We start from the raw sequence: 25,159 nt of genomic DNA, 5'->3' as shown, positions 1-25,159 counted from the left end.
CAAGGCACACGTTGCCAAAAAGGAAGCTACTGATGATGACAATCAAACCTCGAATTCTTCCAGCATGGGCCTGGGTGTCTGTTCTAGTGACCCCCGTATTGCTGGTTGCTGCTCTATTTTGGTTCCTGCTGAATGAAGTAGTGAAGACCTCCGCATTGGTCCAATTTGTGGCGAGAGTTTCGGATGCTGGCTTGCTGGCGCAGCCTGATGTTCGTGCATTGGCTCAAGAAGCATTCAACGGCACGACCCCTTTCTCGATTTTGTGTGCATGCATTGCTGCGGTTGCATTACTGAACATCGCTATCTTCTTCACGGCACGTCGAGCTGATCCTGGCCACCAGTCTGCAAGCTGACTGGCATGGCCATGTGTAAGAAATCCATCTGGGGTAATTAGACGCTGCACACGGATTGCTGGCGCGGGCAGACAGCTAAAGAGGGCCAGCTGCCCGCAGCAATACAAATTAATAGGAGGATCAACGATGAAATATTTTATGGCTGCATTGCTGGTGGCCACCACCCTCTCGCCGATAGCAGTGGCTAGTGAGTTGTCGAAGCGTGAAGCGCTCCAGTTCGCAATGCCGACTGCATTGAAAGTGCTGGAACGCATGGAGGAAGCACAGGGAACCAAGTACGACGACGACCAGATTGATGTGGTGCTCAACACCCCGGTGTTTGCGGACCTGCTAAAGCAAACCATTCAGCAGGAGGACAAGTACGGTTTTTGCTCCGACCGAGAGAAGAACACGACCTGTGATTTCAAGAAGCAGCAGTAGGAATTGTCGTGGTTGAACAAGGGCATGATTCAGGACATTTGCTCGATGATCATTCCACAAGCAAAGTCCGAGACTGGCCAGACGCGCCCGAAGGCACCACCCATGCCCTGCTACGCCCCGGCTCAGCAATCGTCTGGCTCAAGCTCGGCGAGCCGAACAGCCAGGCTTATTGGTGGCGGCGGCCGAACTGGGTGGAGGATGTCGAAAGCAGCGGGCGCTGGCTAAGTGATCCTTGTGTGGTGCCGAAGGTGCCAACTGATAGTGCATAAAAATGGCTGCCCTCGGGCAGCCATTTTTGTTGGTTCATTCGGCCGGGGGCCGAAGCTTGCGTTTCGTGGTGATTCTCGCACCAGCCTTGGGCTTTGTACTGGTCTTCGCGTTCTGCTTTGACCTGACGCTGAGTGACGTTCTTCCGCCGTCCTGCGCGCGCTTGGCTTTCTTGAGTAGCCGCTTGCGTGTTAGCGAAGTACCCATCCCCCGATACTGGATGAACAGCTCAATCGGCTCAGTGGGAATAACCAGCGAAATGTAGCTCTTCATGATCAAGCGGGGTTCTTTCTTCTGGCTCTTACCGCCCAGGAGAATGCATTTGCGATCGTGGTCGAAAACAATCCCGATGAACTGACTCCCTGACATAAGGAACAGCGTCACCTCGACCCGGTGCCTTGCGCAATGGTCGAGGAAGCGATCCTGCTCTCGTACCGAGCGATCGATCATTTTGCCATCGCTTGTGGTTTGGTCGGGGCCGTCCATGGCTACTTCACTCATCAAAAGCCTGCATATAAAGAACCGGGGTGCGCCAATTACTATCGAAACTCGGTTACAACCCGAGACGTTCACTCAGCGCATGCCCTGTGCCGCTGTTGCTTTGACGGTTCCGTCCTGGGCCAATTGGGCCTGTCCGTCAGATTTTCACTGTTATCAGTTCGCTCCAGCACGTGGTGGGCCTGGCTTTGCCATGCTCACGCTTCACGCCAAGATGGCGATCGGCGGACTCCCGGCCGAAGCGAACTGTACCGACGCCAGACAGCTTGTTAATTCTGTCAATTGTCGCCATTAACTCTGCGCTTTTTGGCCGAACAGGTGGCGCAAATATATCGGCAATATTGCCAATCTCGCCGATCGTCTCTGTGATCAGCACGCCGCATTTTGCCCACTCTACCCCGTCGCGGTAGATTTGACGAAGTAACAAAATTACGGTTTCAGTGATTTCTCTCGTATCGCTTGTAGGCCGCGTGAACACTGAAAGCGCTGACTTTGAATAGTTCCTTTCGATTGTCGCAAATTCGCTGGTTCGTATAAACACCCGTACAGCGCAAGCAAGTGACTTCTGAGCCCTTAATTTCGAAGAAACCTTCGCAGCGTGCGTCGCCACTGCTGTCGCCAGGGTCGGGAAGTCTGTGACCCTTGCGGCGAAAGACCTGGTACTGGCTAACATCTGCTTGGGGCCGGCGACTTCGCCGAATCCAAAGCAACTATGCCACCTGAGTTCCTGTAGTGTCTTTACGCCATGACTGCCCAGTTCTCGGCGAATCATACTGATTTCGGCCCGGCATAGCTCCCCCGCAGAAGTGATCCCAACGTCATTTAGACGTTTTATTGAGGCGCGGCCGATCCCCCAAACCTCGCCCACGTCGGCATAGTCCAGCAGTTTGTCCAGCCGATCGCGGTCAAGAAGCGAAACCACTGAACCAGTTTTCACCTTCCACTTCTTGCTTGCCCAGTTGCAAAGCTTCGCCGTGGTTTTGGTTCGCGAGATGCCAACACCGGTGGGCAGACCGGTTTTTCTCAATACCGTGCTTTGGATTTGGCGGCCCATGGCTTCGATGCCCGCTGGTCCACCAGGCATTCCGGTCAGTCGTATGAAACATTCATCGACTGAGTACACGTCGATATCGACGCCGCAGCTCTGTACCGCAAGCATCATGCGGCGATGCATATCCTGGTACAGCGGATAGTTGCTGCTGCGTAATATCAGCCCCTCCCGCTGCACCAGGTGGCCCAGTTGAAACGCCGGCTGTGACATCTTGACGCCGAGGGCTTTGGCTTCATCGCTCCGACTGACCACCGCACCGTCGTTGTTGGAAAGAACGACAACTGGCCTCCCGATCAGCCGGGGCTCAAACAAGCGATGTGCGGAGACGTAGAAGCAGTGGCCATCAACCAGTCCGACTATCTCGGTGCTGGTGCTCAGTGGAGCTTTCGCAGAACCCATGTCACTTTGCCCCAGAGAATGACTTCCTCCCCGTCACCGAAGGTCAGTGGGAGCATGTCGGGGTTGTCAGGGACCAGGCACAACGTGCCATCGATCTTTTTCAGCCTCTTCACAGTGAAATCGTTGTTCACCACCGCGACCACCACGTCGTCGATGCCAGAAGTAGCCGCTTTGTCGATCACCAGGATGTCGCCATCTCGAATGTCGGCGCCGGTCATAGAGTGGCCCCGCGCGACGGCATAGAAGGTCGAGCAGGCAGAAACGCCCACAAGTTCGTCGAGGCTTAGCGGGGGCTCTTCGTAGTCCAGGGCGGGAGATGGCCACCCGCAGTTAACCTCCGGGTGCAGGGATACCCGGATAGGCGTGGGGTTGAGAAGTATAGGTTTCGGGGCGTAAATCGTCATAGCTGCTACCTGTATGTCCGTACAGTGTATAGCAGCTAACCAAAACGTGAGAGTGAGGGCGGATCAGCGGAGAGTGCGCAGTGCCGTGTGCCAGCCCTTTGCTGCGACGGTGGCAGCGACTTCATGGTTCTCCAGAACCTCAGCGCAGAGCCCCACAGCGGACGCTTCCCAGCGCTTAATTCGCTTGCCCCCGGCCAGGCGCTCGGTCTGGATTGTTTGAACAGCCTTGGGAAAGGCTGCCACCAGGTTGTATAAACCGGGCCGCCCGTAGCGCACCGGTGTGCAGTCCCAGAATGACTGAGGTTCACCGCCTGGATCGATCCCCTCCTGGGTGCCGGCACTGACACCGGTCCAGCCGATCAGCTTTACCACCCAGTCGTCTGGGAGCACAGCTATCAGGTCATTGCCATCCTGGGCGATCGCGGTTGGGGTAACTGGCAGGCCATTCACACCGATCGGTTCACCCTCGCCGTAGCTAAACACTTCAATTGCCATGGGCACCTCGCTGCGGCCGAGGGCCAATGGTAAACATGAAATCGACGCCTACTTTGATTCCCTCAATCTTGATGGGCATCGTTGCTCCTAGGGACCGGTTGATACTGGGGAAACGCCGAATTTGCAGCACGGGGCCAGCGGATACTCGATAGTTTTGCAACACCGGTGGTTGTTGCGGGGGCGGTGCTGGTGCAAAGACGCATGACCGTTTCCGCGACGGCCTCACCGTAAAGCAGGAACGGCAGCAGAATGATCGCCCAGAAGTAGGCCATCAGGGCCGTGCCGGTGAGGCTGGAAACCATGCTCTCGTGGACCGCGCTGAATGCCGGCAGAGATGTCAGCAACAACGCGCCGATCTGGTAATTGAACCGAGGCACCAGGACCACCTGGTTGAGTGCGGTGCCCACCATCAGGATGAGGTAGGCGGATAGGAAGTGAGTGTAAGTGGACGGTGAGAGCACGTCGGCCCCGAGCAATGCGACCATTCCGGCATGGTTCACGATCGGGAGGCATTGTTTAGTCAGGAAGAACACTGCGCATACAAAGCCGAGCTTTGCGATCCAGATTGCGGCGAGGTTGGCTGCTCGGGGCATTACGAATCCTGAGTGTGGGGAGTGAGACCGCAAATCACTGTTGCGGGCGGGCCTTGTTCAAACCGTGTTCGAGCATTTTCAACAAATCGTCTGGATTCCCGCCCTGCTCCGCCACATCCAGCGCTGCGCCGGCGAGACCGGCCAGGGGCTTTGGAACTGGCACAAAGTGGACTTGCCCAGATGTGGCCGGCTTTTCGGAGGTTGTCATCGGGCAGTTACCTTTGCTGGTGCTGCCAGGGCAAGGGAAAGCTTGCGGTAAATCAGCACGGCCAGGCCGGTGGAAATGCACAGCAGCACGACGCTGATGCTGAGCCGTACTGGATCGGGGGGTTCTTGGATTGCCTGAAACACGGCACACACCAGCAGGATGCTGGCGCAGACGATATAAACCACCAGGGCTTCCAGGGAGGATTTGAGCATGGTGCTGATCTCCTACGGCGTGGAGCTGTTGGCGCGGCGGCCCAGCTCGAACCAATGACGGGCAACCTCAGACGGTTCGCCTGCAACGTGGTGACGCTCCCACACCTCGCGGAATTCAGCGTCCGGTAGGAAGGGCTCATCGGTAACCCGGCGTAGTGAGGCCTCGACAACAAGGCGCTCCGCTTCCTGGAGGTCCGCACCGTCAGGCATGTAAGAACAAAGTGATGCCAAGAAACGGAACCGGCTAGGCGCAGGGAGTTTGTTGCCCGCACGCCACTGCTTGAGCTCACCCACCAGCGCGAACAAGTACATCTCAACGAAATTGGCTGCTTCTTTGTGGAGCGAAGAGATAGCTGTCATACCTGACTCCCAGGTTCACGGAATTGGGCGGCCCAGTCCTCGACTTTGCCACCGGCCACTTTGACTTGAGCTGCACGGGTGCTGCTGTAGTCGATCCCAAACTCATCCATCCAACCGATGCCGGCTTGGGCAATTGCGCATTGACGCTGCAATTCTTCCTTTTGAGGGGTGCTCCGGGCTGCCAGGCGGGCAACAGTCGCCAGAGTGCAGTCGGTAATGAACGCAAGTGCTTCACCGGTGGAGCGGACAAGGTGTCGTGGCATGGATGTTCTCATCGGTTTAAATCTAGGGCCGTTCACGAATATACGGCCCCCTCCAAACCCAAGGATCGGAATTGGAATTCTCGCACAGCGTCTCGAATTGGCTTGGCCATTTGGGTGTGAAAACTGCGTATCGACGCTCTGGCTCGCGGCCCCAGCGCTTTATGCCAACGGGTGGGTGCGGAAGGTTGGGGATGCAGGCAGCCGGGGGTTATCCTACGCACAGGCCGCATCAAAACTCAGGAGCTGTTGAATGACCATTTACGTTGCCATCGCCGTAGTCATAGTGATTCTCGGCGCCGGGCTCACCGGTATCGAGAACTGGGGCACCCTACCCTGGTTGCAAGGCGTTGGTGTTGGTCTGGCATTCGGCGTTTTCTGGTGGCGGTCCAATCCTGCTGGCAATAGCGCCATTGTCTCGGTAGTGAAGGTTGTAGCTGGCCTGGCGCTGCTTGTGGCTATCGCTATGGGGATGATCAGCGATCTCAGGCCAGCAATGCGGGTGTTCTTCAACGGTATGTCCCTTGCGGTGCCAGTTGGAGCCGCGCTTATGGTTTGGTGGCGCTGGGATCGTGTCCGGCCCGCCCTGGTGGTGATGGCCAAGGTCGAGAATGTGCACTGGCTACTGCGCCTGCTCGGCGAATCCCGTAACGCAGAGAGGCCTGACGACAAGCCTGCCGTCTGAGAGTTGTCTTCGCGTGGAGTGATTTTGTTGGGGAGCGGTCAAACCGCTTGCCGGCTTAACTGGTAAGCCTCAGGGAGTGTCCGTCAATGTGCAGCCACTACGAAGCCCCAGATTCGCCGCAGCTCCAGAGCGTGTACGGCGCTCAACCAGACCAGCAGCTCAAGCTTGATCTCTGGCCTGGATACATTGGGCCTTTCGTGCGGCGGCGTTCATCTGAGCACCAAGACGGCGTAGAGCAAGAGATCGAGGTCGTGGCCGGCGTCTTCGGCCTACTCCCGCACTGGGCCGAGGACCAAAAGCTGGCCCGCAAGACCTACAACGCTCGATCTGAAACAGTAGCGGAGAAGAATTCCTTTCGCACAGCCTGGCGCGAGGCTCGGCACGCGATCATCCCCGCCCGCGCGATCTACGAGCCGGACTGGCGCAGCGGTAAGGCGATTCCAACGAGAATCACCCGGAAGGACGGCGGGCTTATGGGTATCGCCGGGCTATGGGAGCGCTGGGTCAGTCCCGAGGGAGTTGAGACCTTTAGCTACACCATGCTGACCATCAACGCCGCCGATCACCCGCTGATGAGCCAGTTCCACCGCCCTGAGGATGAGCGGCGCATGGTAGTGATACTGCCCAACGGGCTGCATGCAGACTGGCTACGCGCCTCCCCCGAGCAAAGTCGGGACTTCTTGCGGCAGTACCCTGCTGATCGACTGCACGCTGAGTCGGCCGCCTAACGCTGCACTGAGCGGTTTTACCATGCCATTCGGTGGCAGCTGACTGGCGCGCCTCATAGGATCAGAGCATATCCACCCTCGGTATGCGTCATGTCCCTGATTCGCATCGCCCACGATACGGTCGTGGTGAGCTACACAACCACCCTCGCCCTTATCGCTGTTCGAAACCTTGCGTTTACGGAGCACCTTTTCGCGCGCCTGCTGATCGTCGCGCTGGTGCTGGCGCTGGTCAAACAGTGCGTGAATTGCATTTTGCCGACCAGGCGCTCGGCCCGTCGCCGCTAGGGTGGGGGTATTTCCCAACTACCGCCCGTGAGTGCATATCAACACAGCCAATTACGCTTCGTTCTGGATTGTTACTCGATGATCAACAGCTACACATTTTTGAAGCTTGTATTTGGCCTGGTCGGAATCGGCTTTGCGCTATTCAACTGGTTGGGTGGTGATTTTGGTGTGGGGGTGCTGGGTGCCGGCATCTGTGGCGCCCTGATCTTCACCCTGTCGCAAGCAAGCGCGGCCGACGAATTCAACATTGACTCAGTAAAGGACGGTCCCGATGGGCAAGCATGAGCACCTAACAATTGCCGATGAGCTGTGCTGGGAGGCGGTTGATGTCATGTCCAGGATCGCCGGTCACCTCGCTCAGGAGAGGCCGCACATAGCGATCGAGGTATTCCAGCGTGCGAAGGTAGTGGCGGTGAACGCACTCCGGTTCAGCTCGGGAAATAAACGACTCCGTTACCTGGAAGCAGACCTCAACGAAATAATGCGCCTGATTGATGAACCCGAAGGGCATGGTCATACCGACTGGCGTCGCTATTCCCTCGCACAGCTGTTTACGCTGCACCTCCAGGTCCGCGATGCGATCCAAGAAACCGGTCGGCATGGCGAGGACCGTAGCCAGGGCGAAGCCAAGGAATTGGCCTACCTGATTGCCCGCCTGACCAAGATTGGGTCGCCGGAAACAAGCAGGGCTGCTGATGCTTTCCGGGGGTTGATCAATGACCCAGACCAGATGAGCGACCCTCTCCTGCTGGAAGCTCTGTACCGCAATACCTGGTCGCATGTGAGTTTGCTTCTGGACACTGGCAACTACCGGGCAGAGGACGGGGACGTGCTGCGAGCACTCAAGCGGGAAATGACTGGCCACCTGTATGAGATTCGCTTGGAAAGGGGAGATATCGCCGTTCAGCCGCAAATCCGCCTTCAAACCCACTCAATCCGAGGTTATCTCGCAGGGTTCTTCCAACGCCTGCGCCAGGCCGTGGCTGGGTCATAGCAATAAAGAACTACTCAGTGGCCACCAGGCGCGCCCTGGCGGCCTCTGTGACACGGCAGCGGCCGATCCGCCAATATTATGGAGACAAATATGTCATCGAATACCACTCGCCGAGGCCTCTTCCAGCGCCTAATCAAACCCGGTCACGGGCATCCACGCCAGGCAAAGTTCATCTCTACTCCTGTAGGGACTGATCACCCACATCCAGCTGCAAGACTCTGGAACCGTATTGAGTTCGTTGGCCGTGTGTTCGGGCACATCACCGCTGCCGTATATCGTCTGCTCGGCTTTTTGCTTGGAGCAACGAAGCTGCTGGTGATTTATCCGCTTGGGCTGATGGGGCTCATGCTGGTGCTGGCGTGTTACCGGGACAGCTCGGAATTACCAGACGTGCAGATGACGCGCACGGTGTTCACCGAGTTCAGCGAAGCATTCGCTGGCGCCAGTCCCGGCACGATCAATTACATCTCCCTCAAATGCCCCGAAACAGAGGTGGGTCTACCGCTTGCTAAGGATTGTGAGGAAACCGTGAAGACTGTATCGACCGAGGTGGCCATTGAGGCTACGGCCCGTTCAATCCGTGGGTTCTATGCGATTTTCACTATCGTGGTGCTGGTATTTTGGCTGTGTTTTGGCGGTGGTGCTAAAGCCTTGACGGCCAGGCGATATCGAAAAGCGGGCGAGGCCTTCGCTACTTTTGAGGGTGCGTCAAAGTAGTGGGTGATGGTGAGCTAGGTTTTGCTTGGCATGCCGGTGAGACTGCGGAAACAACCCTGGACCAGCAGAGTCTTGCTGGTGCTGGGTTAAATGACCTACTGCTGGCGCCACTTCAACAGAGCCTTGCGCACCAGGCAAACTGAACTGACTATGTATCCTGATAGGCAAATAACTAGGAAAGTGGCAATGCGGATTGATACCTGCGGGAAATGCAGCAAGCGTTACAGCGTGACCGAAATTGGCGGGGGGATGCCAGGCACAAAGGAGTCGGAAGAAATCCAGTGCCCGCACTGCGGGAACATCACCACGGAGCGCAGTAATGGTGCGTTCACAACTGCCAAGGTGTCGGATGATGCTGAGCAGTCCTAATGGGTTTTCCAGGGCATGGCAGAAGCCATGAAAAAGGGCGCCGATTGGCGCCCTTTTTTATTTGTGCAGATTCCTCGATCACTTCGCAGTGCCACCAGGCATGGCGAGTTCGGATTCTTTCGAAAAGTAGTTGATCACCAAGAAGTCGGCATTTCGACCGATCGCAACCTCGCTCTCCAGCAAATCTTGCATATCGGCGGCATCGCCATTCGCGTCGTCAATTACAGCGTCGTCTTGGTTTGGCATCTTCAATCTCCATCTCAGTTTTAGCGGCCGCTAACCTGCACCCAGGCCTATTTGTCTCTCGACAGCCGCCTACGCGAAGCGGCTCTTGGAAAGCCCGGCACGCCGGGCGAATGGTCAGTTGGTCAACTCAGCCAGTGAGTTCTGGTCAACCGTGAGCCAAACGCTATGCCCTTCTACTTTGGTGCATACCTGAGTGACACCCTTAGCGAGACTTACGAGTTCGCCCTGCTCGTAGATGTAGCTTGCTGCAACGCACTGACCTGGTTCCAGGTCGTTTACGTTCTGCGTGAACTTCCGCTCACCGCCATCGGCAACAGCAAAGGAACATGCAGCGACAGCCAGAACACCAACGCAGGCCCGGATTTTCATCATTCCAACATCCTCTTTGAACTTACGGCGTCCGGCCGCAACGGGGCGCTATGAGCGCCAGGCTGTTTTCCTAGTTGGTCGTGTCGCCCACGTAAACCAGCCGGCGTTCGGCGTAAAGACGCTCGAAGTTCTCTTCGTCCAGGCTGGCCAGCTCGGGAATGCTGCCAACGGCCCGAACAGCATCAACCAGGGCGATATCGAACGCTTCATCACCGCTCGATTTGGTGACAGTAGCTGCGGTGATAAGACCATCCGAACGCATCTTCATCAGCAACTCAGCGCGCTTGCCGGCGCTGGCCTGGCTCGGGTGCTTCCACTGGCTCGCAATGCGCGAAATGATCAGATCATCGAGCGTGTTTGCGCCGGCGCCGACCGTGGTGCGTGGAATCTTGGCCAGGAGTTCAGCCATGCGGCGATCATTCTCGGTTTGGGTGTCAGCACTCAGCTTCGCTGCTTCACTGGCAGTGGCGGCGGCAGTGCGCGTGAGTTGGTCGAGGCGATCCAAGTCAGTGTTGATCGCCTGAAAGCGCTTACCCGTATCGTTAAACACCGACTGAGCTTCGGCAATGTGGTTCGCCAGCTTGGTCGAGACCGCACGGTTGTTTTCCGCGATCGAGGCGTTTTCCGCATGCAAGTTTTCTTGCTTGCCTCTGATTTGATTTAGGACAGAGAAGTTGATCGCGGTGGCCAGAATGTTGAGCGCCAGTAGTGACCCACCGATGATGGCAACACCTGGCAGCGTTAGGCGGGATTTCTTGGGGGCTGCTTGCACTTCTTCCACGGGGGCGAATCCTCGAATTGACGAATAGGGTTGATTCTCCTGACCACAGGGCTTGAATCAACCGATTCGGGTGTCAAAAACACTCACCTCATCCCACTGCGCTGTTGAAAGAGTCACTTGATGCCGGCATGCTGTTGCTGAGCGTTGCCAGCGCTTGCACGCCCACCTTGGGCAAAGGCCGGATTAGGCCATGGCGCAACAAATCCTCAATACACAGCATTGCCTTCGGCAATGTGTCCCGTGGGCGTGACGCATAGTTGCCGGTCAGGAGAATGCTATGTCCAGTACCCCCCGTTTCCCCTCTGGTGCCACCGTAGATCAGGTTAAAAAGGACGCCAGGGCGATTGCCAAGGCAGAGGACATCCCCCGCCACCAAGCACTCGACATAGCCGCTGCTAAGCATGGCCTGCCATTGAAATGGAATCGCGCGATAAGCCAACTCTCGACGGTCCAGGCGGACACCATTGCAACATTCTCATTGCAATCGGTGGATGGGCCAGTAGAGCTCGTTCTGTCACGTGAGAAGCCATTCGGTGTGTTGGTAGGAGCAGCTGGCTCAGGCAAGTCAGTGCTTAGCGGATTAATGGCCGAGTCATATTTAGCTACGAGCAAAATGCCTTTGCACTGGGTGACTGCGTACTGGGCTAACACCGGTAGCGATTTGACCAGCCTATTGTGGCAACGGGTTGTTCGTAAGGGGGCTGAGCAGGTGCAAACACACTCAGTCGAAGCACGGTATGGGTCGGCCCCCTTCTCGCTGGCGGCAATGGAGCAGGCCCCTCAGCCGGGCTCGCTGTTCATTGTTGATGAGACCGCAGCGGTACTGGGCGCCAACAACGTGGAGCAATTTTTTGCGCCGGCATGGAGCCTAAAGGTCGGCACCATCTTTATCGTTCAGCACCCGAATGATCTGGCGGGACTTCCCCCAGAGCAGGTGGGCTTCATGCTGTTTGCAGAGGTTGGAGGTGAAAGATCGTTCCCACCGAGGTTTACGGCGATGAATGCAGGCCAGATTCGCCAGGTATCGGTTGAGGACATATCAGCGATCGCGGTGAAATAGTCAGCCTGGCCCTGGCAGGAGTTATCACAGCCGATTGGCTGTGGTGACAACAGTCGGCTCGCTATGATGATTCTTGGACAGCAACACGGCCAACCGGCCGTTCAAACCCTGGCCGATATGGCCCAACGAGGTAGGCAAATGGCAACACAATCCCCACTAGACGCAGCGAACGAACGAATAGGCCGGATCAGGAACGTGCTGCATCCAGACGACCTAGGCGAAGCGTTATCTGATGTTGAGGGCTACGTTGACGCATTGCATGACTTTGAGCTCATCAGCGAAGCGGACTGGAGCCGACTGCATCGAGAGTCACGCGCAGTGAAGGATGAGACCCGCGAGAAGCTGGAAATGCAGCAGAAGAACCGTCGCCACTGATTTTGGCACCCAGGAGTGCTCGATGAAACACAACGAACACGTGATGACCTGGCTCAACGCGCTACGGGATGAGGCGACCCATCCCGCATGCAGCATGGCGCGCATGATCGAGGTAATCGGAATCCTTGGGCGGTATTCAGCTGGGGCGCGGAGCGTCTAACTGCTAACGCCACCAGTCGGCCCATCACCGGGCTGCATACATAGGCCGGGGCGCCGGCGCCGTGGGTGTGTCCGGATTCGCGAGAGTGAAAACGGTCAGGGCAAAGGACAAGATAGCCGCGATTGCAGCAAGGTCGTGAAGGTGTTTGCGCATGGTAGGCGCCTCGGTGGTGATGACGCCTCCAATTAGAACGTCACGACCAAAGGCCTCCAGCAAGAGGTTTCCGAAAAATATTTAGGCGCTCGACCACAGCATTCGGCGCAGCAGCCGAGGCACGGAAATGCTCCCGGCGTTTCTCATCTATTGATGCCGGAAGCCCTTCTTTCTCATTAATTGCTGCCCGCGCCCTCGCCGAATTTCTCACAAATTGCGGCCCACTCTTGAGGGTTGTGATGCTGGATGAACTCCCGCGCTGCCTGGTGATGAGCAGCAGTGCCGGAGAACACAATCGCCCAAGCGTCCTGGTCGTCTGCCAGAGCTACGCCTTCCTCGGGACAGTCAACCCGCTGCACTTGTCACTCAGTGCCGCAGTCGTAAATACCCCACCCTTCTTTGTCGCCGGCAGCCTCATTCTCGGCGGTCCATTGCGGTGTGGTCTGGCTTGGGGCGGTGATGCTCATGTCATATCTCCAGGGGCAGTAAGGTAGATCGATTGCAGGCCAGTCAACTGGCCATGTCCCATCATCTACGTACCGGCGCGGTGTCAGATGCCCTGGCGCCAGGGAAATGGGAATACCCTATACCATCATAGGGCGATGGCCATCGTGGAAGCGAACCCCTCTTCCCGCCAAAAACTGCGCGCGGCCTGCAAACAAATAACTTTGTCACACCGAATAACGCGCCTGTCGGCGCCCTCCCCGCCAATCCCTAGGCTCAGGTTTCAGCGCCTCCCTATACCATCATAGGCTGGAGTGGACTGATAACCCCTCCGCGCCCTCCCGCCCCGCACCCTATCCAACCTCTTTTATGGCCTGCCCTGCTGGCCTCGGTGCTGCGCCGCGTAGGAAAAGTCGGGAAAAGGAAAGAAAAATCAAAAAAAGGAAGGGGAAAGAAAAGCGGTTGAACAGGTGCGGTTTTGCAGGGGGCATGCCAGGTCTTACAGGTCAGTAAGGATGTATCGGGAGGAATGCGGTGTGGTGCTTGTGAGAAGGTGCCAACCTATGATGGTATAGCGCGGATTTCTTGCCAGGGCAGGTCGAAGGGCCTGGGTTTAGGATGCCGGGGTTGCCTGCGGGTTTGAAGGGGGAAGGCGTTTCGCTGCTCTAAAGCATCCAGACTATGATGGTATAGGAGCGCGCTACCGGGGGAAGCCGAAGTTGAGCGCCGGGCATAGGGCCTGATCTGAGCACGGCTTGAAGATCGCGCCTGGTGTATTTCCCGCCTGGGGCGCCGGCTGACGCACAAGATGATGGTCAACCTCGATCATGCCGTCGTTCAACTGCTGGCCCTTTTGACACGTGATGTGCGAGCGCCCTCCCCTCTGCCGGCGCCGCCATTGCTCTACACAATCAGGGGGACTTGAGAGCCAGCAGCCTATTTTAAGCAAGGCCGTCGTAAGCGTTGGGGTTGCCCAGGCTGGGCGAACTCCCTGGTACTGAGCTAGTCCCGGTGATTGCCTCACGGCCATAGCCAATCGCTAACGACTGTTACAGCAACACCAACAGGCAAACCATGGCAAATGGCTTGTGGAACAACCGACGCCTCGATGCTCGGGTCAAATTCCCCGGCCGTGCCGGTTGCTCCAACGCCGCATGGCCATCGTCCACCTGGTGGCCATCTCTTCGCCCAGCTAAGGACAGGCCTTTCGGGGAGCATCGGGAAGAACTGACTTCGGCAGGTTGTCTGCCGGCGATGGCCAACAGTTGTTTCGTACCAAGTCATCCGCCTAGTTTCTCGCTAGGGTCGAACAGCTGTTGTTCATTCCTGCCAGCGAAGTGCAGCACCTGACCAGCGGGGTGTTCACCGCATGCAGCAGCTAAAGTTATGCACCTCACGAGGCGCCTACCCGGTCTGTCCAGCGGCAGGGGTTGCCTTGGTGTCACCGTATCACAGGCGGTTTATCCACCATGTTCGGGGCATGCGGTTATGCAGCTGTGGGAGAATTTGGAATGCCATTGCGCTTCGGCGCCGTGCCGTTATCTTGCCGATCGGAAACACATAGGCCAGCTCGGCAACGCGCGGCCTCCAGGTATCTATTTCGAGGAAATTGGATGAGAAAGGTAATTGTCGCTCTGGGTGTTGCAATCACATTGGCGGGCTGTGACGCGCTTGATGATGCGATGAAGCAAGCACTCCAGGATCAACCACCGGTGACCCTGGTTTTTAACCCAGGCTATCGAATGTTGGTTGATGGGCAGCCGGCGCCGATCTTCGGGCAAGACATCTGCCCCCCGCCAGAAGACACGTTTATGGCACGGCTGTTTGGTCCCGGCCAATACGATGGCATGCCCGGCTGTTTGGTGATCGAACCCGACGAAACGTCGGTGCTGGTGAATGTAGGCTTTCCTACCGGTTTGGTGGCCGAGGAATGGCGCGTAGAGCGGGATGGTGAACGCACCATGCTGCGCCGTGCAGACGGCAGCCTACTGACAGAAGCCAAGGCTCTTTAGATACAGGTATGAGGTTTTATGAATGCAAACCGCAGCAAAACTGGAATGGAAAAACTGCTGATCGCGATCGCTCTAGCGGTAATGGTAGCTACTAATGGGGGATTTCTGCACTGGCTTAATGAGGGTGAAAGCTTGCTCTTTCCGACTGTGGATGAAGAACCCCGTTAACCAGTCTGAATGCACTGAGCCCCAGCCAACGGCATGCACGAGCTGGACTAGCGGAAGTTGATCCAAGCCTCAAGGAGAGGCGAAATCAGCCTTCCAGCAGCGAATGTTGAGTAAATTGAGGGGGGATGTATTTTGAATAGTTCGCAAACTAGCCGGGTGGCTATCGTTGCCGATCTGCCGGCGACATCTGCCGATAACTTGGCCCGCATCGGCCGAGAGCTCGAAGGTCAAGCGTATGCAGCATTTTGGGTTGGCGACCTTGATATCTACGCAGCGCGTAGCTCTGAGGAAGCCTACGAGTTGCATATTAATCTCTGCGGAGAAGAGTCCCGCGATGACTTTGCTATGAGTGACGTGCAACCGGTCGATGCTATGATTTTGGGAATGCCCTGCGTGGACGAAGACGGTCAGGAATGCCCATCAATAGGTGAAGACCTCGCTGCCACCACAGAACCAGGCTGGTTGTGGGGGTCGGAGTAGACCATTCAAAGCAGGGATACCTGCAATAAAAAGCCCGCTTAAAGCGGGCTTTTTGCATGTGGTCGTTTACCCAAAAACCATGAACGCTGAGGCGGCTACAAGAACCAGGACACCAAGCATCAGGGCGCCAATCAAAGGCTCGTTCCGGCTAATGAATTTCTGAATACGCTCAATATCAGGACTGTCAGGAAGTAGCATCTGGTTCTCCGGTAGGAATGGCCCGAGTTCATGGGTGTGAATGGCGGGGCTGTGAAACAGCCATCAACAAGTCACCATAATCTTCAATCAGACGGCTAGTGCCGCCGCCTGGCGACGATGTTTCGATGTCAGGACTGACTCCACTCTAACAGCTCAACGCTGGCACCAAATTGAGTTGTTTCTGAGGGGCAGAATCAGACACAAGGCTCGCCCTGCCCCGTGTCCTCTATCACTGGCTCAAAGAGCCCTAAAACCTCACTGGCAAGCCCGTCTAGACAATGCCCACCAGGTTCACCGTGGACAACACGCTGAACCCAATGCTCAAGCTCTGCATCAGTCATCTGCATCAGGTTAGCCAGCTCAGGTGCCATCTCTAAGTCATCGAGGCCGATGACAGCGGCCAATACAAGCCGCGCCAGGTCTTCATCGGTAAAGGCACCAAGCTGGGCCCGTAGAGCGGTTGCAGCGTCCATAGCGTCTCCTAGAGGAAGAGGAAAGGATTACTGAGGGTGGGTTTTGACCTGGCACTTCTGACAAACAACCCCTTCATCGCTGATCTCGTAGCGATGACTGGAGTCCTTGTGACCCCAATCACCACAGGCATCACACGCCAGATAAAAGTCAGTCAGGTGAGTGCACCAGTCGCACCCCTCACACTCCGTCAAGTGCTTGATATTGTCCCGATCGGCCATGCTGGTGGTTACGGGCGCCAGACAGATACAGAGTTTGCGAGAGTCATCGATCGTTGCCCGGTAAACCAGGCCAAGCGGTCAATTTCAGTAGCTATCAAACCCACCTGGCGGAAGTGTTGGCTTGGATCGCGGTTCGCATAGTTCTGAAATTGCGGGGAACCTGGATGGGCAATCAGGGCATCAACAAGTTGCTTCTCAAACTTTGTGCTGGTGAAACAGGTGAGCCAGTCCTTGAGATCAGCTGCCCCGCCTAGAGCAGGGATTGCTTCCAAAATGTGAAACCGGCGAACAGATGGGTCTGGTGCAAAGAAATACAACGCGTCCTTGGCTGCCATGGCAGGGAAAAAAGGAGCTTGCGTTGCCCAAATGCGCGGTGACGGAACCCCATGTAGCATTCGAATGCACTGCCCGCGATTGGTAATCTTACTCCTAGATTTGACGGCTATTCGGACATCATCAGTCCAACGCTGAGCGCGCGCCAGCTGCTGGCGCGCCGCACTCAGCAGACTGTCGGCAGTGGCGGAGTCAAGCTTCGATAAAGCGCGGTCCATCAACATACGGTAGACGTAGTGCTCGGCGACTAATGGGCCAGGTAGCCCGGAGTTGCTGTGTGCGTTTAGAGACATGGTTCCTGCCAGATAGTGATTTCAGGAAAGAGCATCAGCCAAAGGCTGGGGGAGCTCACCGAGCCAGATCAGTTCAGGTTGATGTGGCATTCGATTGGCTGGCCATTCGCTCTTTTACGAACGCCTTAACTTTGCTTTTGAGAGTGGCGGTATCTGCGTCACGACGTGCATACTCGTTGCGAGATTCTTTGCCGAGTAGATCGCGAACCTTTGCCTTTGCTGCCAGCATTGATTTGGTGGAATCCAGGTATTCCTGATCCCGCATCCAACTCATACCGGAGAGGGGCGTTGTGCACATGGCTACGTGGACACCCTGCTGGCCAGACACGTGAAAACCAAGATGCTCGTACATAGGGACCAGCTCCAACGAGCAGTCCAACCCAAGCGCCGGGTGTTTGGTACGGAGTTGTTCGAGCATGAGTTTGAGTACCCCACGATTTCTGTACTCATCAACCACAGCTGAATATCCGATCGAAGCAGAGTCACACGCAGGGATGCGCGATTTGTACTGTAGAAAGCCTGCAAAGCGTCCCCTGCCCTCATTGGCAGCCTCATCGACGGCAACGAGCACTCCCGTAGTCGATAGGTAATCAACACCGGCGATGGTTAGTAGCTCAGGCCTGTTAATGCTACTCAGCGAATCGCCAAGCAACTCGAATACCTCTGCAACAGCTAGAGGGAAAAGAGGGCTATCAGCCCCAATGGCGCAGCCCACAAAATCTGCCGCATGCGCGCATGCAAGCTGGAGAATGTCGGCTTGTACGTAATCTGGAATGCCTTGGGTGAAGTCGAGAATTCTCACTGAACCTCCGTATCGAATTGGCTTTGGTAGCAGGATATATAACGCCCCTGCGCAGCATCACAATGGGGACAGCATTCTCCCATGCGCATTCACCGCCTGTTGGCCAACACCATGGTAAAACCCAGACCGTATTTCCGGCCGACCCTCCAAGCCCGAACACAGCCCTGGCTACCGACCGGTTTTGCCCCCCAATCCGACAGCCTGCCAGGCCGGCCTGTGGAAAAATGCAGCCTGGCTTGTGATTCGTAGAGCCGTCGTTATCTATGCAATGCCGGCGCCGATGGGCGCAGCAACCACGAGCATGGGAAGCAACCAGTTGCCGGATTTCTATTTTGCTATCAAAGGCCAAAGTCCTGATGACCAGGGTATATCGCCATGGGCATGGCCTCCCCTATTCAGTGACAGGGTGACAGCCGTGGACAAGGCCGATGCAAAGCGCCAGGTTGAGGATATGTACGGGCGTAAATTTCCCCAGCGGGTGCTGACCAAAGACTTGGTGAACCAACGGTGCCTTCTCCATATCACTGAAATCACTGACAACAAGTCAGTACCTGTTGAAGCGATTTCAGGTCACCCCCTGCAATGAATGCGGAGCAGTTTTCAGGCCGATCGACAAGTTCAACGACCCGTACTGTGCCGATACAAGCCTAGAATTCTGCTCAACAAAGTGTGCAGCCGATGGCCGATTAAAGAGCTTGCAGGAGTTCAGGCTTGCTGCCCAAGGCCATGTTCCACCGGTGATCTACCAGGTGCGCCACAAAGACTCCGGCATGGTTTACGTCGGTCAAACAACGCAGCCTTTTACGCTGCGTTGGTGGCAGCACTTAACAAAACCGAGTGATTGCAAATTCCACTCAGCCCTAAAATCCGATATCACCGATTGGGAATTCTCCGTTCTCGAAGTAATCGCCTATCCGCCTGACTGCCAAAGCAAAGCGGCATACATCGCCGAGCGCGAAGGTTATTGGATGCAAAGGCTGGACTCTATTGAGAACGGATTTAACACCATGCGGCCACCTGGGGTGCTGAACCATCAATCACTGAGCCAGCAAGACGCACAAGCCTATTTCCCCCTTAAATCACAACAAATTGCGGAACCGTCAAAGCATGAATGATATCGAGAAGGCACTGCGCAAACGCTTTGCGCAGGTTATTGAGAATTCCGACTGGACCATACTGACTGGCGGACAACCGCCCGTGACACCGGTAAGGGTCTGGCTCTATTCAATCAGTGTGCAGTCCGGCCCTCGGGTTGCCTCGCAGCTGTCCACAACGATGTATCGCGACATGGTGAACGGCAGCAATCTGTTTGACGCAGCGTCCAACGGCATTGTTGGCGAGGCGCCCGAGCTGCTGCTGAGGACTCTCGATGATATCGACGCCGGCGCCGCGCACTTGGCTGGCAACGACCGCCTTGAGCTTCTAAATATGGCCGTTGCATATTTTGCGCGAACAACCCAGACCTGGAAGCTTCTGCCCAAGCCCAGCGATGCAGACGGTATCCACTTTGCTGTCATCGACTGGCGGGCAAAGGACGGTAGTCGCGTAATTCGACCAACTGCCATGGTCGGTGAAGGGCTCTTGACGGTTGATGAAATGGTAGAGCTAACGCAATCTGCACTCGAAACACACATGGCTCGCCGGCCAGATCAAGCCCCAATGGATGTCTGATATGAGCCAATACAAAGAAACGGTAATTGCTGAGCTACAGGCTTCTGAGTTTGTGCAGCAATCCGTCACCCTCACCCGCGTGATCAGCGATCAGGGCATGAACTTCAAGCTGGCAACCCGTATTACGGGTTGTCCTGGTGAAATCTCCGAAGAGGTCCAATCCGAGCTTGAAGCAAAAGAACGGTTTGCGGCCAAGGCCAGGGCTCTACTCGCCCTCCCCCCATCCGGCAAATGAGATCAGCAACGTGATGTTCGAGCCATGGAGCGTGATTTCCGTTGACGATAATGCGATCAGCATAAATCTCTATGGTGCGCCGGCATTCACTCTCCGGCGCGAAAGTAGAGCAGGCCTGCTGTGGGAATTGCGAAGGCATAAAGAAGCCAGTGTGGTTGAAGCAAGCCAGTACCGACACGATCTCATGTCCGCAATCCAATCAGGCCGCATCAAGCCAAACTTCAATTCCGTCATTGAAATCGCATGGCCAGGCCGCCCTAAAGCACAGGCCCGTAGCCTCGCGACATACATGGAGCTTGGTTGGAAAGTAGACGGGATTGGGCGCTGCGGAGAGATAGAGTTGGCGCAAGGCGATGGCCTCGACACCAGAAAGGGTTACGTTCGCGCAGATGGTGTGTACAGGGACTCCTAAACGCCAACGAATTGGCCTCACAGGCTGCGCTCGCGGGCGCAGCCAACGGCCGGAACTCCACGACCGCCGATGATGTGTGGGAACTCATCCTGCATAAGCCCGAAGGGCTGGCCCAACCGATTTGATCGGGCATGGGTTGAAAGATAGTCCTACGAAGAGGCACCCACAGTTGTGATTGCTTCCGGCACAGGCAGATCAGTGCGCTGGGTAAAGCTCATCTGCTCCGCAGCTGCACAGCAACTGAGATGTCGAATCGACTCTGCCTCTGAGCGGGTCCACTCCAGAACATCGTCAAGGCTGAACCCTTTGGTTTTGGTTTTCAGCAATAACGCACCCAACAATGGAGCATCAACCGGCTGATAAGCGGTCAACAAAGCGTCGAGTCGTGAGTGGCCGTCCTTTGGAAGCGGCCAACCCAGTAGGGCGCCGAGATAAGTAACGACAAAAGCCAGGAGACCAGCAGGAATGCTTGAATGGTCGGCCCAACCGGCAAGGTGGCTAGCAGAAAAGCCAACAGCACAGCCGGCTACCACCCCTAGCATCAAAAAATGGATCTGCCAGGGATAATCACTATTCAGCCTCTGCGCCAGCCGGCGAATTTCGAACAACTGATCGAGCTTTACGCGTTCAAAGGTCGGTTGTAGCGGACTTTCATTCATAAGTAGCCTCCATTAGGTTGTGCCAGGGATAACGCCCTTAGAACTTGTTTCAAGGATGCAAACCCTAACCAGAACCGGCATAAAACAGAGCATCAATGCTCAAGCCGAGAAGAACCGCAAATGAGTGCAAAGCCGCTGGCGCCATCATGCCTCCAGAAACGATGCGGGCGACTGCAAAAACGACCCCGAGTGCGATCATCAATAGCATCGTAGGAAGATGGTCGTAGCTGTGAACGTACATGAACAGGGCCGAGGAAAGGCTGACCGCAATGCCACCCAACAAAATGCTTCGGTTGAATGGGAGCAGTCCCAGCAAAAAGTGTCGAAAGGCCAGTTCCTCACTAACTGGAACAACAATCAGCATTGCAAGGATCATTATCCCGATCTGGAATGGGGTCTTGCCTGCATAGTGTTGAATCATGGTTTGCTCGCGGGGCAATTCGAGCATGAATGCGAGGGCGTAGGTGAGCAAGTACAGCGCTGCAACAACCGCGATGCCTATGAGCAATGGGCGTCGAACGCTGTGACCCAGGACCAGCATGCCTTTCGTGAGGAACCTTTGCTGAATAAGGACAAGGCACACCAGAAGAATAGCTGTACCAAGGTGGTGAATAGCCAATCGGTAAGGCTTGAATTCCTCGACTGACATCAGATTTAGGGCCAACCACTGGCCTACCCATGGTCCGGCAAAAATGAAAATTGCAGCGCCGATAAAACCCAGCCACAGGGAGTGGCTGATGTATCTCGTGAATGGCTTGATTGTCTCGATCCGCCCAGGATTCTGGGATAGAAGGTCATGGTGTTTCAATGCAGTTTCTTTCATACGGAAGTTACACCTATCCTTTGAAATCTGGCGGTAGCATTGCTCGAATGCCCCCAATGATCCGATTCATTTCCGAGCGTGCTTCGTCAATTTCAACTTTGCTCAATTCCCCCCGCAAGGACTCGACCAGACCGTCATCCGCAGCCAGTAAGTCAGCCACATACACGCGCGCTAAATTGCGTGCTAAGGCAGTCCTGACTAGTGGCCTATTCCCCATCTTGAGCCCCCTTCCTACTCAGCCCTTTGCGCTCATGAATAACCCTCAACGGATGAATTTTGACTCGGCCATTGGGGTCCGCTGCCTTGGATAATTCCACGCTTAGATCGACGGACTCCATCAACCTTGAAAAAGACTCCAGGTCGATGTCTGCGCCTGATTCAATACAGCGCAGCTGCTCAGCAGTCAGAACTTCCTGGATTGCATTTTCCCAAGCAACCCCCCGATCGTTTAAGGGATCGTCCACCGTGACTTGCGTGCACAGTTTTGCGATCGCGGCCTGACGCATACGCAACAGCTGGTTGCCTACTTGGCGCATTAAGTCCCGGCCTTTGCTGTGAGATCGACCCCATACTCGGTGAGCATCGACTTGAAGGAGCCATTTAGGTCTAAGCCGATGAATTCAAAAAACTCATCCTCAGGAAGTGCATTCACCCAAGAGCCGAAAGCTTCCTCGCTCATGTCATCAATGGTGCCGGCAAGCAGGCTGAGTTTGGAAATGAGGCGCCCCAATGGCCCGGACGCAACGTCCGGTGCTCCCCCACCCTCATGACCTGCACTACGACCTTGAACTGTATCAAGCGCTGGCTTGCCCATAAATTCTCCGTTGATCACACAAGCAATGGTACTTTGCGGCGGCCATCGGTGCAGTCGATCCCGCCGTAAAACCATTCAATGAAGAGCAGTTAGGAGTCAAATCATCTGGGGAAATTCGCTAACGGTTTGGACTTGTTTCGGCAGGCCGTGGGGCTTGGTCAAAGCCAAAGTGCTCCATGAGGATTTCGCAGGTTAGGGCAAACAATTTCGGGCTGTAGAACGCCATCTGGGCTAAACCGGTGCCCAAACCTGCTCGCGGAAGAACGACAGTCTTGGTTCTAGCTAGCCGAAAGAGCTCGCGCAGCGCTTCGCTGAGAGCCTTATGTTCATCTTCCTGGTCTGAGAAAAATGACGAGGCGTCAATCGGGGGGCGCGCCTGACCGGAACCCCGAAGGTATTTGGGTAGTCGCGTATTGCTTGCTGGCCACTGCGCCCGCGCCTGGCAAGATTGTCGCCAAAGACAAAGACCTTTTCCGGGTGCCGCATCACCAGATCAGGTGTAATCGACTTCTCGACCTCAATTGGCATCCATCACACTCCCTTGTTGGACTGACGGAGCTGGGTTGGACACCATCAGGATTGCGGCAGCCAGCAATTTCAATCAGCACCAACTTTGCGATAGCCGATCACTGAGCTCACATCAGCCTCGCATCCGAAGCAAAATTGCTTCGATCCACCACGGACGCGTTTCATGTCCGTCGTGCAGAATGGACTGCCATCAGCCTCATAGATTTGACGGTAGGAACAGATTAGTTTTTCGAACCACCCTAGATTTTGCTTACAACCAGGGCATGGCGCTAACTGTTCACGCGACATGTTCATGCGCTCGTTGTCATCCATATCAGTAGACCGCCAAGCAGTTTTCGAGTCGCACCAGGAGCTTGGCGAAAGCGTGCGATGGTTTTTTACTCTCGCCCATACCTGACACGATATCCATGAGAAGTAAGCCGTCAGCCGGTTCTAGCCGTATCAGCGGTTTTGGCAACTGGGCAGCTTCAATGATGCGTGTGGCCAGAGCCTCCACCTTCTTCTTTCTTTTGTTCGCAGCGTAGAACTCTTGGAGCGGCCTTGCGAGACCACGCATATCGGTTGGTTTGCCGCAAACGATGTAGGTCTTGCAGTTGTCGCAACCGTCCATGTCGAGCAACGCAAATATTTCGAGAGCCATATCAAATCCACTAGCAGGGTCTAGGCGAAGCACGCCTTTGTATTGGAGAAAGATAACGGGCGCCTGCGATAATCCAAGCAAGGCGTCCTGCGTAACCTTGCGGCTGGGCCTGGGAATCGAGAAGCGCAGGAATTGCAGCATCAGCCGGGGAGATACCGTCACCTTTGGTGCTGGCGGGGCAGCCCAGATGCATCTTGCCTGCCCCCATTGGTTTTGACACCCAAATAGGATGCCGACTCTGCGATTTGGCATTATGGTCGCCTACGGTTTGCCATTGGTGCGGCCCCTGAGGCCATTACGGCTACGGCCTTGGAAAGCAGCAACTGGCCGTTATCTTCATCCGGTGCAACCAGCACACATAAGGACACACCAAATGAGCAAATACCTCGAAAAGGCAATGACTTCCCTTCGCGATATCGGCATCAGCTTCACCACCCAACAGGAGGAAGCTCCTGTTATCGCCCTGCTCGATCGTATTTCTGTATACGACCCGCAACTCGTTGCGTCGATTGCCGTCACCCTGAGTCAAGCACCGGCCTTCAATGCCATGATCCGAGATCAAATCGGTGGCATGGATATCTCAACTCGATTCGTCGCGATCACAGATGGGTTCAATTCCATTCGCGAAGATGCCGAACTCATGGCCGGCTGGATGGCTGACGGCAAGCTTGATCTGAGTGAAAAGCTCAAATTCCAATGGATGAAGCTGCGTCGCGGATCAATTCCACAGCGCTTCACACAAATTCGCGGTGAGTATCTTGAAGTCGCCAAAACAACCGGCGACCAGATCAAGCGCGAGGACACGATCCTCAACGCTTATCGCGATTATCGAATGGCCTCGAAAGAAGCACAGGTCGCAGCTCAGCAATTGCTGACCAAGGCCACAGCAGTTATGGAAGAACGCCGTACTGCACTGAGCTCAGCTGGCGAAGCGCTTGAAACACTGCCAGAAGGTGCTCCTGAGAAGGTGCAGCTGGAGCTGACGCGAGACGTGGCACTCCGCGCGCTCCAGGACGAAGATAAGTCCTATCAGATCGTCAAAGATGTCTTTGACGACATCACAACTTCGACCAATACAGCCGAGTTGGTCTTTGCCAGGCTCCAGCAAACTCACACTGTTAAGGAACGCCTGCTTCAACGGATGATCACCTTCTTTGCTACCTCTGAGGTCGTGTTCAGTGGGCTGGCGGCATCATTTACAGCAGGCCAGGGCCTGGGTGAAGCCACTAACGCTATGGATTCGATGACAGATGGTATGAGTCGCGGCATCGAGTCACTGGCCACCACAGGCACTGACCAGCTCAACAAAGCACTCAAGTCGGGCTATGGAAGCACCATCAAAGTTGAATCGGTGAAAGCACTGGCCGAATCGGTGGTTGAGTACCAGGCTTCGAGTTTGAAGCTGATCGAAGAATTGCGTAATGAATCGACCCTTTCTTCGCAGGCCATCCAAGAAGCCGCAGAAGACAGCAAGCGCCGCTTCTCAGCCCTGCTGGTCAAGGGGGTGTAACCA

General features: G+C 55.7%; 41 protein-coding genes and 1 pseudogene. 22 read left to right on the top strand and 20 right to left on the bottom strand.

The features are described 5' to 3' along the window. Positions 1-32 precede the first annotated feature (32 nt). From AC0T4W_RS01030 to AC0T4W_RS01020, 3 genes are all read left to right on the top strand, one after another. Positions 33-353, top strand: a complete 321-nt coding sequence (locus AC0T4W_RS01030; protein ID WP_476314943.1) for a hypothetical protein — start codon at positions 33-35, stop codon at positions 351-353. Positions 354-479: 126 nt separating this feature from the next. Next, the gene (locus tag AC0T4W_RS01025) at positions 480-773 is read left to right on the top strand and encodes a hypothetical protein (protein ID WP_476314940.1); all 294 of its coding nucleotides are present in this window, start codon (positions 480-482) and stop codon (positions 771-773) included. 8 nt (positions 774-781) lie between these two features. Further along, complete coding sequence (locus AC0T4W_RS01020; RefSeq protein ID WP_476314938.1) at positions 782-1,042, top strand: hypothetical protein; 261 nt, start codon at positions 782-784, stop codon at positions 1,040-1,042. A 34-nt stretch (positions 1,043-1,076) separates the two neighbouring features. Here AC0T4W_RS01020 and AC0T4W_RS01015 read toward each other — a convergent pair whose 3' ends face one another. The 9 genes from AC0T4W_RS01015 to AC0T4W_RS00975 all read right to left on the bottom strand — a co-directional run bounded on the left by AC0T4W_RS01015 (position 1,077) and on the right by AC0T4W_RS00975 (position 5,523). Then, complete coding sequence (locus AC0T4W_RS01015; protein ID WP_476314935.1) at positions 1,077-1,541, bottom strand: RNA chaperone Hfq; 465 nt, start codon at positions 1,539-1,541, stop codon at positions 1,077-1,079. Positions 1,542-1,677: 136 nt separating this feature from the next. Continuing rightward, positions 1,678-2,988, bottom strand: coding sequence for a Y-family DNA polymerase (locus tag AC0T4W_RS01010; RefSeq protein ID WP_476314932.1), 1,311 nt, complete (start codon positions 2,986-2,988; stop codon positions 1,678-1,680). Continuing rightward, positions 2,964-3,392 carry a LexA family protein gene (locus tag AC0T4W_RS01005; RefSeq protein ID WP_476314930.1) on the bottom strand — a complete coding sequence of 143 codons (429 nt, stop codon included), beginning with the start codon at positions 3,390-3,392 and terminating at the stop codon, positions 2,964-2,966. Before AC0T4W_RS01005 ends, AC0T4W_RS01010 begins: the two co-directional genes overlap by 25 nt. A 63-nt stretch (positions 3,393-3,455) precedes the next feature. Beyond that, positions 3,456-3,887, bottom strand: a complete 432-nt coding sequence (locus AC0T4W_RS01000) for a hypothetical protein (protein WP_476314927.1) — start codon at positions 3,885-3,887, stop codon at positions 3,456-3,458. Positions 3,888-3,949: 62 nt separating this feature from the next. Then, the gene (locus tag AC0T4W_RS00995) at positions 3,950-4,480 is read right to left on the bottom strand and encodes a hypothetical protein (RefSeq protein WP_476314924.1); all 531 of its coding nucleotides are present in this window, start codon (positions 4,478-4,480) and stop codon (positions 3,950-3,952) included. A gap of 34 nt (positions 4,481-4,514) precedes the next feature. After that, positions 4,515-4,688 carry a hypothetical protein gene (locus AC0T4W_RS00990; RefSeq protein ID WP_476314922.1) on the bottom strand — a complete coding sequence of 58 codons (174 nt, stop codon included), beginning with the start codon at positions 4,686-4,688 and terminating at the stop codon, positions 4,515-4,517. Then, positions 4,685-4,900, bottom strand: coding sequence for a hypothetical protein (locus AC0T4W_RS00985; RefSeq protein ID WP_476314919.1), 216 nt, complete (start codon positions 4,898-4,900; stop codon positions 4,685-4,687). Before AC0T4W_RS00985 ends, AC0T4W_RS00990 begins: the two co-directional genes overlap by 4 nt. A gap of 12 nt (positions 4,901-4,912) precedes the next feature. Beyond that, a complete protein-coding gene (locus AC0T4W_RS00980) occupies positions 4,913-5,260 on the bottom strand; it encodes a hypothetical protein (RefSeq protein WP_476314916.1) in 348 nt (115 codons plus the stop codon). Next, a complete protein-coding gene (locus AC0T4W_RS00975; RefSeq protein ID WP_476314914.1) occupies positions 5,257-5,523 on the bottom strand; it encodes a hypothetical protein in 267 nt (88 codons plus the stop codon). The genes AC0T4W_RS00980 and AC0T4W_RS00975 overlap by 4 nt, the downstream gene beginning before the upstream one ends. A gap of 250 nt (positions 5,524-5,773) precedes the next feature. Here AC0T4W_RS00975 and AC0T4W_RS00970 point away from each other — a divergent pair, with 250 nt between their 5' ends. From AC0T4W_RS00970 to AC0T4W_RS00940, 7 genes are all read left to right on the top strand, one after another. Next, on the top strand, positions 5,774-6,205 hold the full coding sequence (locus tag AC0T4W_RS00970) for a hypothetical protein (protein WP_476314911.1): 432 nt from the start codon (positions 5,774-5,776) through the stop codon (positions 6,203-6,205). Between the two features lie 86 nt (positions 6,206-6,291). Continuing rightward, a complete protein-coding gene (locus tag AC0T4W_RS00965) occupies positions 6,292-6,933 on the top strand; it encodes an SOS response-associated peptidase (RefSeq protein WP_476314908.1) in 642 nt (213 codons plus the stop codon). 90 nt (positions 6,934-7,023) lie between these two features. Beyond that, positions 7,024-7,218 (top strand): hypothetical protein, encoded by a 195-nt coding sequence (locus tag AC0T4W_RS00960; protein ID WP_476314905.1) that lies wholly within the window; start codon positions 7,024-7,026, stop codon positions 7,216-7,218. A gap of 78 nt (positions 7,219-7,296) precedes the next feature. Further along, positions 7,297-7,503 carry a hypothetical protein gene (locus AC0T4W_RS00955; RefSeq protein ID WP_476314902.1) on the top strand — a complete coding sequence of 69 codons (207 nt, stop codon included), beginning with the start codon at positions 7,297-7,299 and terminating at the stop codon, positions 7,501-7,503. Then, complete coding sequence (locus AC0T4W_RS00950; protein WP_476314899.1) at positions 7,490-8,212, top strand: hypothetical protein; 723 nt, start codon at positions 7,490-7,492, stop codon at positions 8,210-8,212. Before AC0T4W_RS00955 ends, AC0T4W_RS00950 begins: the two co-directional genes overlap by 14 nt. Before the next feature lie 90 nt (positions 8,213-8,302). After that, positions 8,303-8,929, top strand: a complete 627-nt coding sequence (locus tag AC0T4W_RS00945) for a hypothetical protein (protein ID WP_476314896.1) — start codon at positions 8,303-8,305, stop codon at positions 8,927-8,929. A 186-nt stretch (positions 8,930-9,115) separates the two neighbouring features. Beyond that, positions 9,116-9,298: a hypothetical protein gene (locus AC0T4W_RS00940; RefSeq protein WP_476314893.1), complete on the top strand. Its 183-nt coding sequence runs from the start codon at positions 9,116-9,118 to the stop codon at positions 9,296-9,298. Between the two features lie 78 nt (positions 9,299-9,376). Here AC0T4W_RS00940 and AC0T4W_RS00935 read toward each other — a convergent pair whose 3' ends face one another. After that, positions 9,377-9,544: a hypothetical protein gene (locus AC0T4W_RS00935; protein WP_476314890.1), complete on the bottom strand. Its 168-nt coding sequence runs from the start codon at positions 9,542-9,544 to the stop codon at positions 9,377-9,379. Positions 9,545-9,709: 165 nt separating this feature from the next. On the opposite strand from AC0T4W_RS00935, the gene AC0T4W_RS00930 reads away from it, so the two are divergent. After that, the gene (locus AC0T4W_RS00930) at positions 9,710-9,967 is read left to right on the top strand and encodes a hypothetical protein (RefSeq protein ID WP_476314887.1); all 258 of its coding nucleotides are present in this window, start codon (positions 9,710-9,712) and stop codon (positions 9,965-9,967) included. Between the two features lie 16 nt (positions 9,968-9,983). On the opposite strand, the gene AC0T4W_RS00925 is transcribed toward AC0T4W_RS00930, so the two are convergent. Next, the gene (locus AC0T4W_RS00925; RefSeq protein WP_476314884.1) at positions 9,984-10,694 is read right to left on the bottom strand and encodes a TonB C-terminal domain-containing protein; all 711 of its coding nucleotides are present in this window, start codon (positions 10,692-10,694) and stop codon (positions 9,984-9,986) included. Positions 10,695-10,971: 277 nt separating this feature from the next. On the opposite strand from AC0T4W_RS00925, the gene AC0T4W_RS00920 reads away from it, so the two are divergent. From AC0T4W_RS00920 to AC0T4W_RS00900, 5 genes are all read left to right on the top strand, one after another. Further along, positions 10,972-11,754 carry a hypothetical protein gene (locus tag AC0T4W_RS00920; RefSeq protein WP_476314881.1) on the top strand — a complete coding sequence of 261 codons (783 nt, stop codon included), beginning with the start codon at positions 10,972-10,974 and terminating at the stop codon, positions 11,752-11,754. A 195-nt stretch (positions 11,755-11,949) separates the two neighbouring features. Beyond that, entirely contained in the window at positions 11,950-12,129 is a 180-nt protein-coding gene (locus AC0T4W_RS00915) for a hypothetical protein (protein WP_476314878.1), read from the top strand. Between the two features lie 2,370 nt (positions 12,130-14,499). Then, positions 14,500-14,898 carry a hypothetical protein gene (locus tag AC0T4W_RS00910; RefSeq protein WP_476314876.1) on the top strand — a complete coding sequence of 133 codons (399 nt, stop codon included), beginning with the start codon at positions 14,500-14,502 and terminating at the stop codon, positions 14,896-14,898. An 18-nt stretch (positions 14,899-14,916) separates the two neighbouring features. After that, positions 14,917-15,066 carry a hypothetical protein gene (locus AC0T4W_RS00905; RefSeq protein WP_476314873.1) on the top strand — a complete coding sequence of 50 codons (150 nt, stop codon included), beginning with the start codon at positions 14,917-14,919 and terminating at the stop codon, positions 15,064-15,066. Positions 15,067-15,198: 132 nt separating this feature from the next. After that, positions 15,199-15,546, top strand: a complete 348-nt coding sequence (locus AC0T4W_RS00900) for a hypothetical protein (RefSeq protein WP_476314871.1) — start codon at positions 15,199-15,201, stop codon at positions 15,544-15,546. 392 nt (positions 15,547-15,938) lie between these two features. Here the strand turns inward: AC0T4W_RS00900 and AC0T4W_RS00895 are convergent, their stop codons facing one another. The 3 genes from AC0T4W_RS00895 to AC0T4W_RS00885 form a co-directional block, all read right to left on the bottom strand. Continuing rightward, positions 15,939-16,217 (bottom strand): hypothetical protein, encoded by a 279-nt coding sequence (locus tag AC0T4W_RS00895; protein ID WP_476314868.1) that lies wholly within the window; start codon positions 16,215-16,217, stop codon positions 15,939-15,941. A gap of 227 nt (positions 16,218-16,444) precedes the next feature. Further along, on the bottom strand, positions 16,445-16,993 hold the full coding sequence (locus tag AC0T4W_RS00890; RefSeq protein ID WP_476314866.1) for a hypothetical protein: 549 nt from the start codon (positions 16,991-16,993) through the stop codon (positions 16,445-16,447). A gap of 142 nt (positions 16,994-17,135) precedes the next feature. After that, positions 17,136-17,864: a GNAT family N-acetyltransferase gene (locus AC0T4W_RS00885; RefSeq protein ID WP_476314863.1), complete on the bottom strand. Its 729-nt coding sequence runs from the start codon at positions 17,862-17,864 to the stop codon at positions 17,136-17,138. Positions 17,865-18,102: 238 nt separating this feature from the next. Between AC0T4W_RS00885 and AC0T4W_RS00880 the strand changes: the two genes are divergently transcribed. The 5 genes from AC0T4W_RS00880 to AC0T4W_RS00860 are packed head-to-tail and all read left to right on the top strand — an operon-like array spanning position 18,103 to position 20,182. Then, the gene (locus tag AC0T4W_RS00880) at positions 18,103-18,450 is read left to right on the top strand and encodes a hypothetical protein (protein ID WP_476314860.1); all 348 of its coding nucleotides are present in this window, start codon (positions 18,103-18,105) and stop codon (positions 18,448-18,450) included. Then, complete coding sequence (locus AC0T4W_RS00875) at positions 18,419-18,979, top strand: GIY-YIG nuclease family protein (RefSeq protein WP_476314857.1); 561 nt, start codon at positions 18,419-18,421, stop codon at positions 18,977-18,979. Before AC0T4W_RS00880 ends, AC0T4W_RS00875 begins: the two co-directional genes overlap by 32 nt. Continuing rightward, the gene (locus AC0T4W_RS00870) at positions 18,972-19,535 is read left to right on the top strand and encodes a hypothetical protein (protein WP_476314854.1); all 564 of its coding nucleotides are present in this window, start codon (positions 18,972-18,974) and stop codon (positions 19,533-19,535) included. The genes AC0T4W_RS00875 and AC0T4W_RS00870 overlap by 8 nt, the downstream gene beginning before the upstream one ends. 1 nt (position 19,536) lies before the next feature. Beyond that, positions 19,537-19,770 (top strand): hypothetical protein, encoded by a 234-nt coding sequence (locus AC0T4W_RS00865; protein ID WP_476314851.1) that lies wholly within the window; start codon positions 19,537-19,539, stop codon positions 19,768-19,770. 13 nt (positions 19,771-19,783) lie between these two features. Then, positions 19,784-20,182, top strand: coding sequence for a hypothetical protein (locus AC0T4W_RS00860; RefSeq protein ID WP_476314848.1), 399 nt, complete (start codon positions 19,784-19,786; stop codon positions 20,180-20,182). Positions 20,183-20,331: 149 nt separating this feature from the next. Here AC0T4W_RS00860 and AC0T4W_RS00855 read toward each other — a convergent pair whose 3' ends face one another. From AC0T4W_RS00855 to AC0T4W_RS00830, 6 genes and pseudogenes are all read right to left on the bottom strand, one after another. Further along, the gene (locus AC0T4W_RS00855) at positions 20,332-20,841 is read right to left on the bottom strand and encodes a hypothetical protein (RefSeq protein WP_476314845.1); all 510 of its coding nucleotides are present in this window, start codon (positions 20,839-20,841) and stop codon (positions 20,332-20,334) included. Between the two features lie 64 nt (positions 20,842-20,905). Then, positions 20,906-21,664, bottom strand: a complete 759-nt coding sequence (locus tag AC0T4W_RS00850) for a CPBP family intramembrane glutamic endopeptidase (RefSeq protein WP_476314842.1) — start codon at positions 21,662-21,664, stop codon at positions 20,906-20,908. Positions 21,665-21,870: 206 nt separating this feature from the next. Next, positions 21,871-22,200: a hypothetical protein gene (locus AC0T4W_RS00845; RefSeq protein WP_476314839.1), complete on the bottom strand. Its 330-nt coding sequence runs from the start codon at positions 22,198-22,200 to the stop codon at positions 21,871-21,873. Continuing rightward, positions 22,200-22,478 carry a hypothetical protein gene (locus AC0T4W_RS00840; RefSeq protein ID WP_476314836.1) on the bottom strand — a complete coding sequence of 93 codons (279 nt, stop codon included), beginning with the start codon at positions 22,476-22,478 and terminating at the stop codon, positions 22,200-22,202. The genes AC0T4W_RS00845 and AC0T4W_RS00840 overlap by 1 nt, the downstream gene beginning before the upstream one ends. Positions 22,479-22,596: 118 nt before the next feature. Further along, a pseudogene (locus AC0T4W_RS00835) lies at positions 22,597-23,006 on the bottom strand (DUF7831 domain-containing protein). Positions 23,007-23,319: 313 nt separating this feature from the next. Continuing rightward, positions 23,320-23,787 carry a hypothetical protein gene (locus tag AC0T4W_RS00830; protein ID WP_476314833.1) on the bottom strand — a complete coding sequence of 156 codons (468 nt, stop codon included), beginning with the start codon at positions 23,785-23,787 and terminating at the stop codon, positions 23,320-23,322. A 232-nt stretch (positions 23,788-24,019) separates the two neighbouring features. Here AC0T4W_RS00830 and AC0T4W_RS00825 point away from each other — a divergent pair, with 232 nt between their 5' ends. Continuing rightward, entirely contained in the window at positions 24,020-25,156 is a 1,137-nt protein-coding gene (locus AC0T4W_RS00825; RefSeq protein ID WP_476314831.1) for a merozoite surface protein 3b, read from the top strand. Positions 25,157-25,159 lie beyond the last annotated feature (3 nt).

Source organism: Pseudomonas sp. C7.1, from assembly GCF_056312395.1.
Note: the sequence above shows the minus strand (reverse complement) of the source record. Positions and strands in the feature narration are given on the sequence as shown.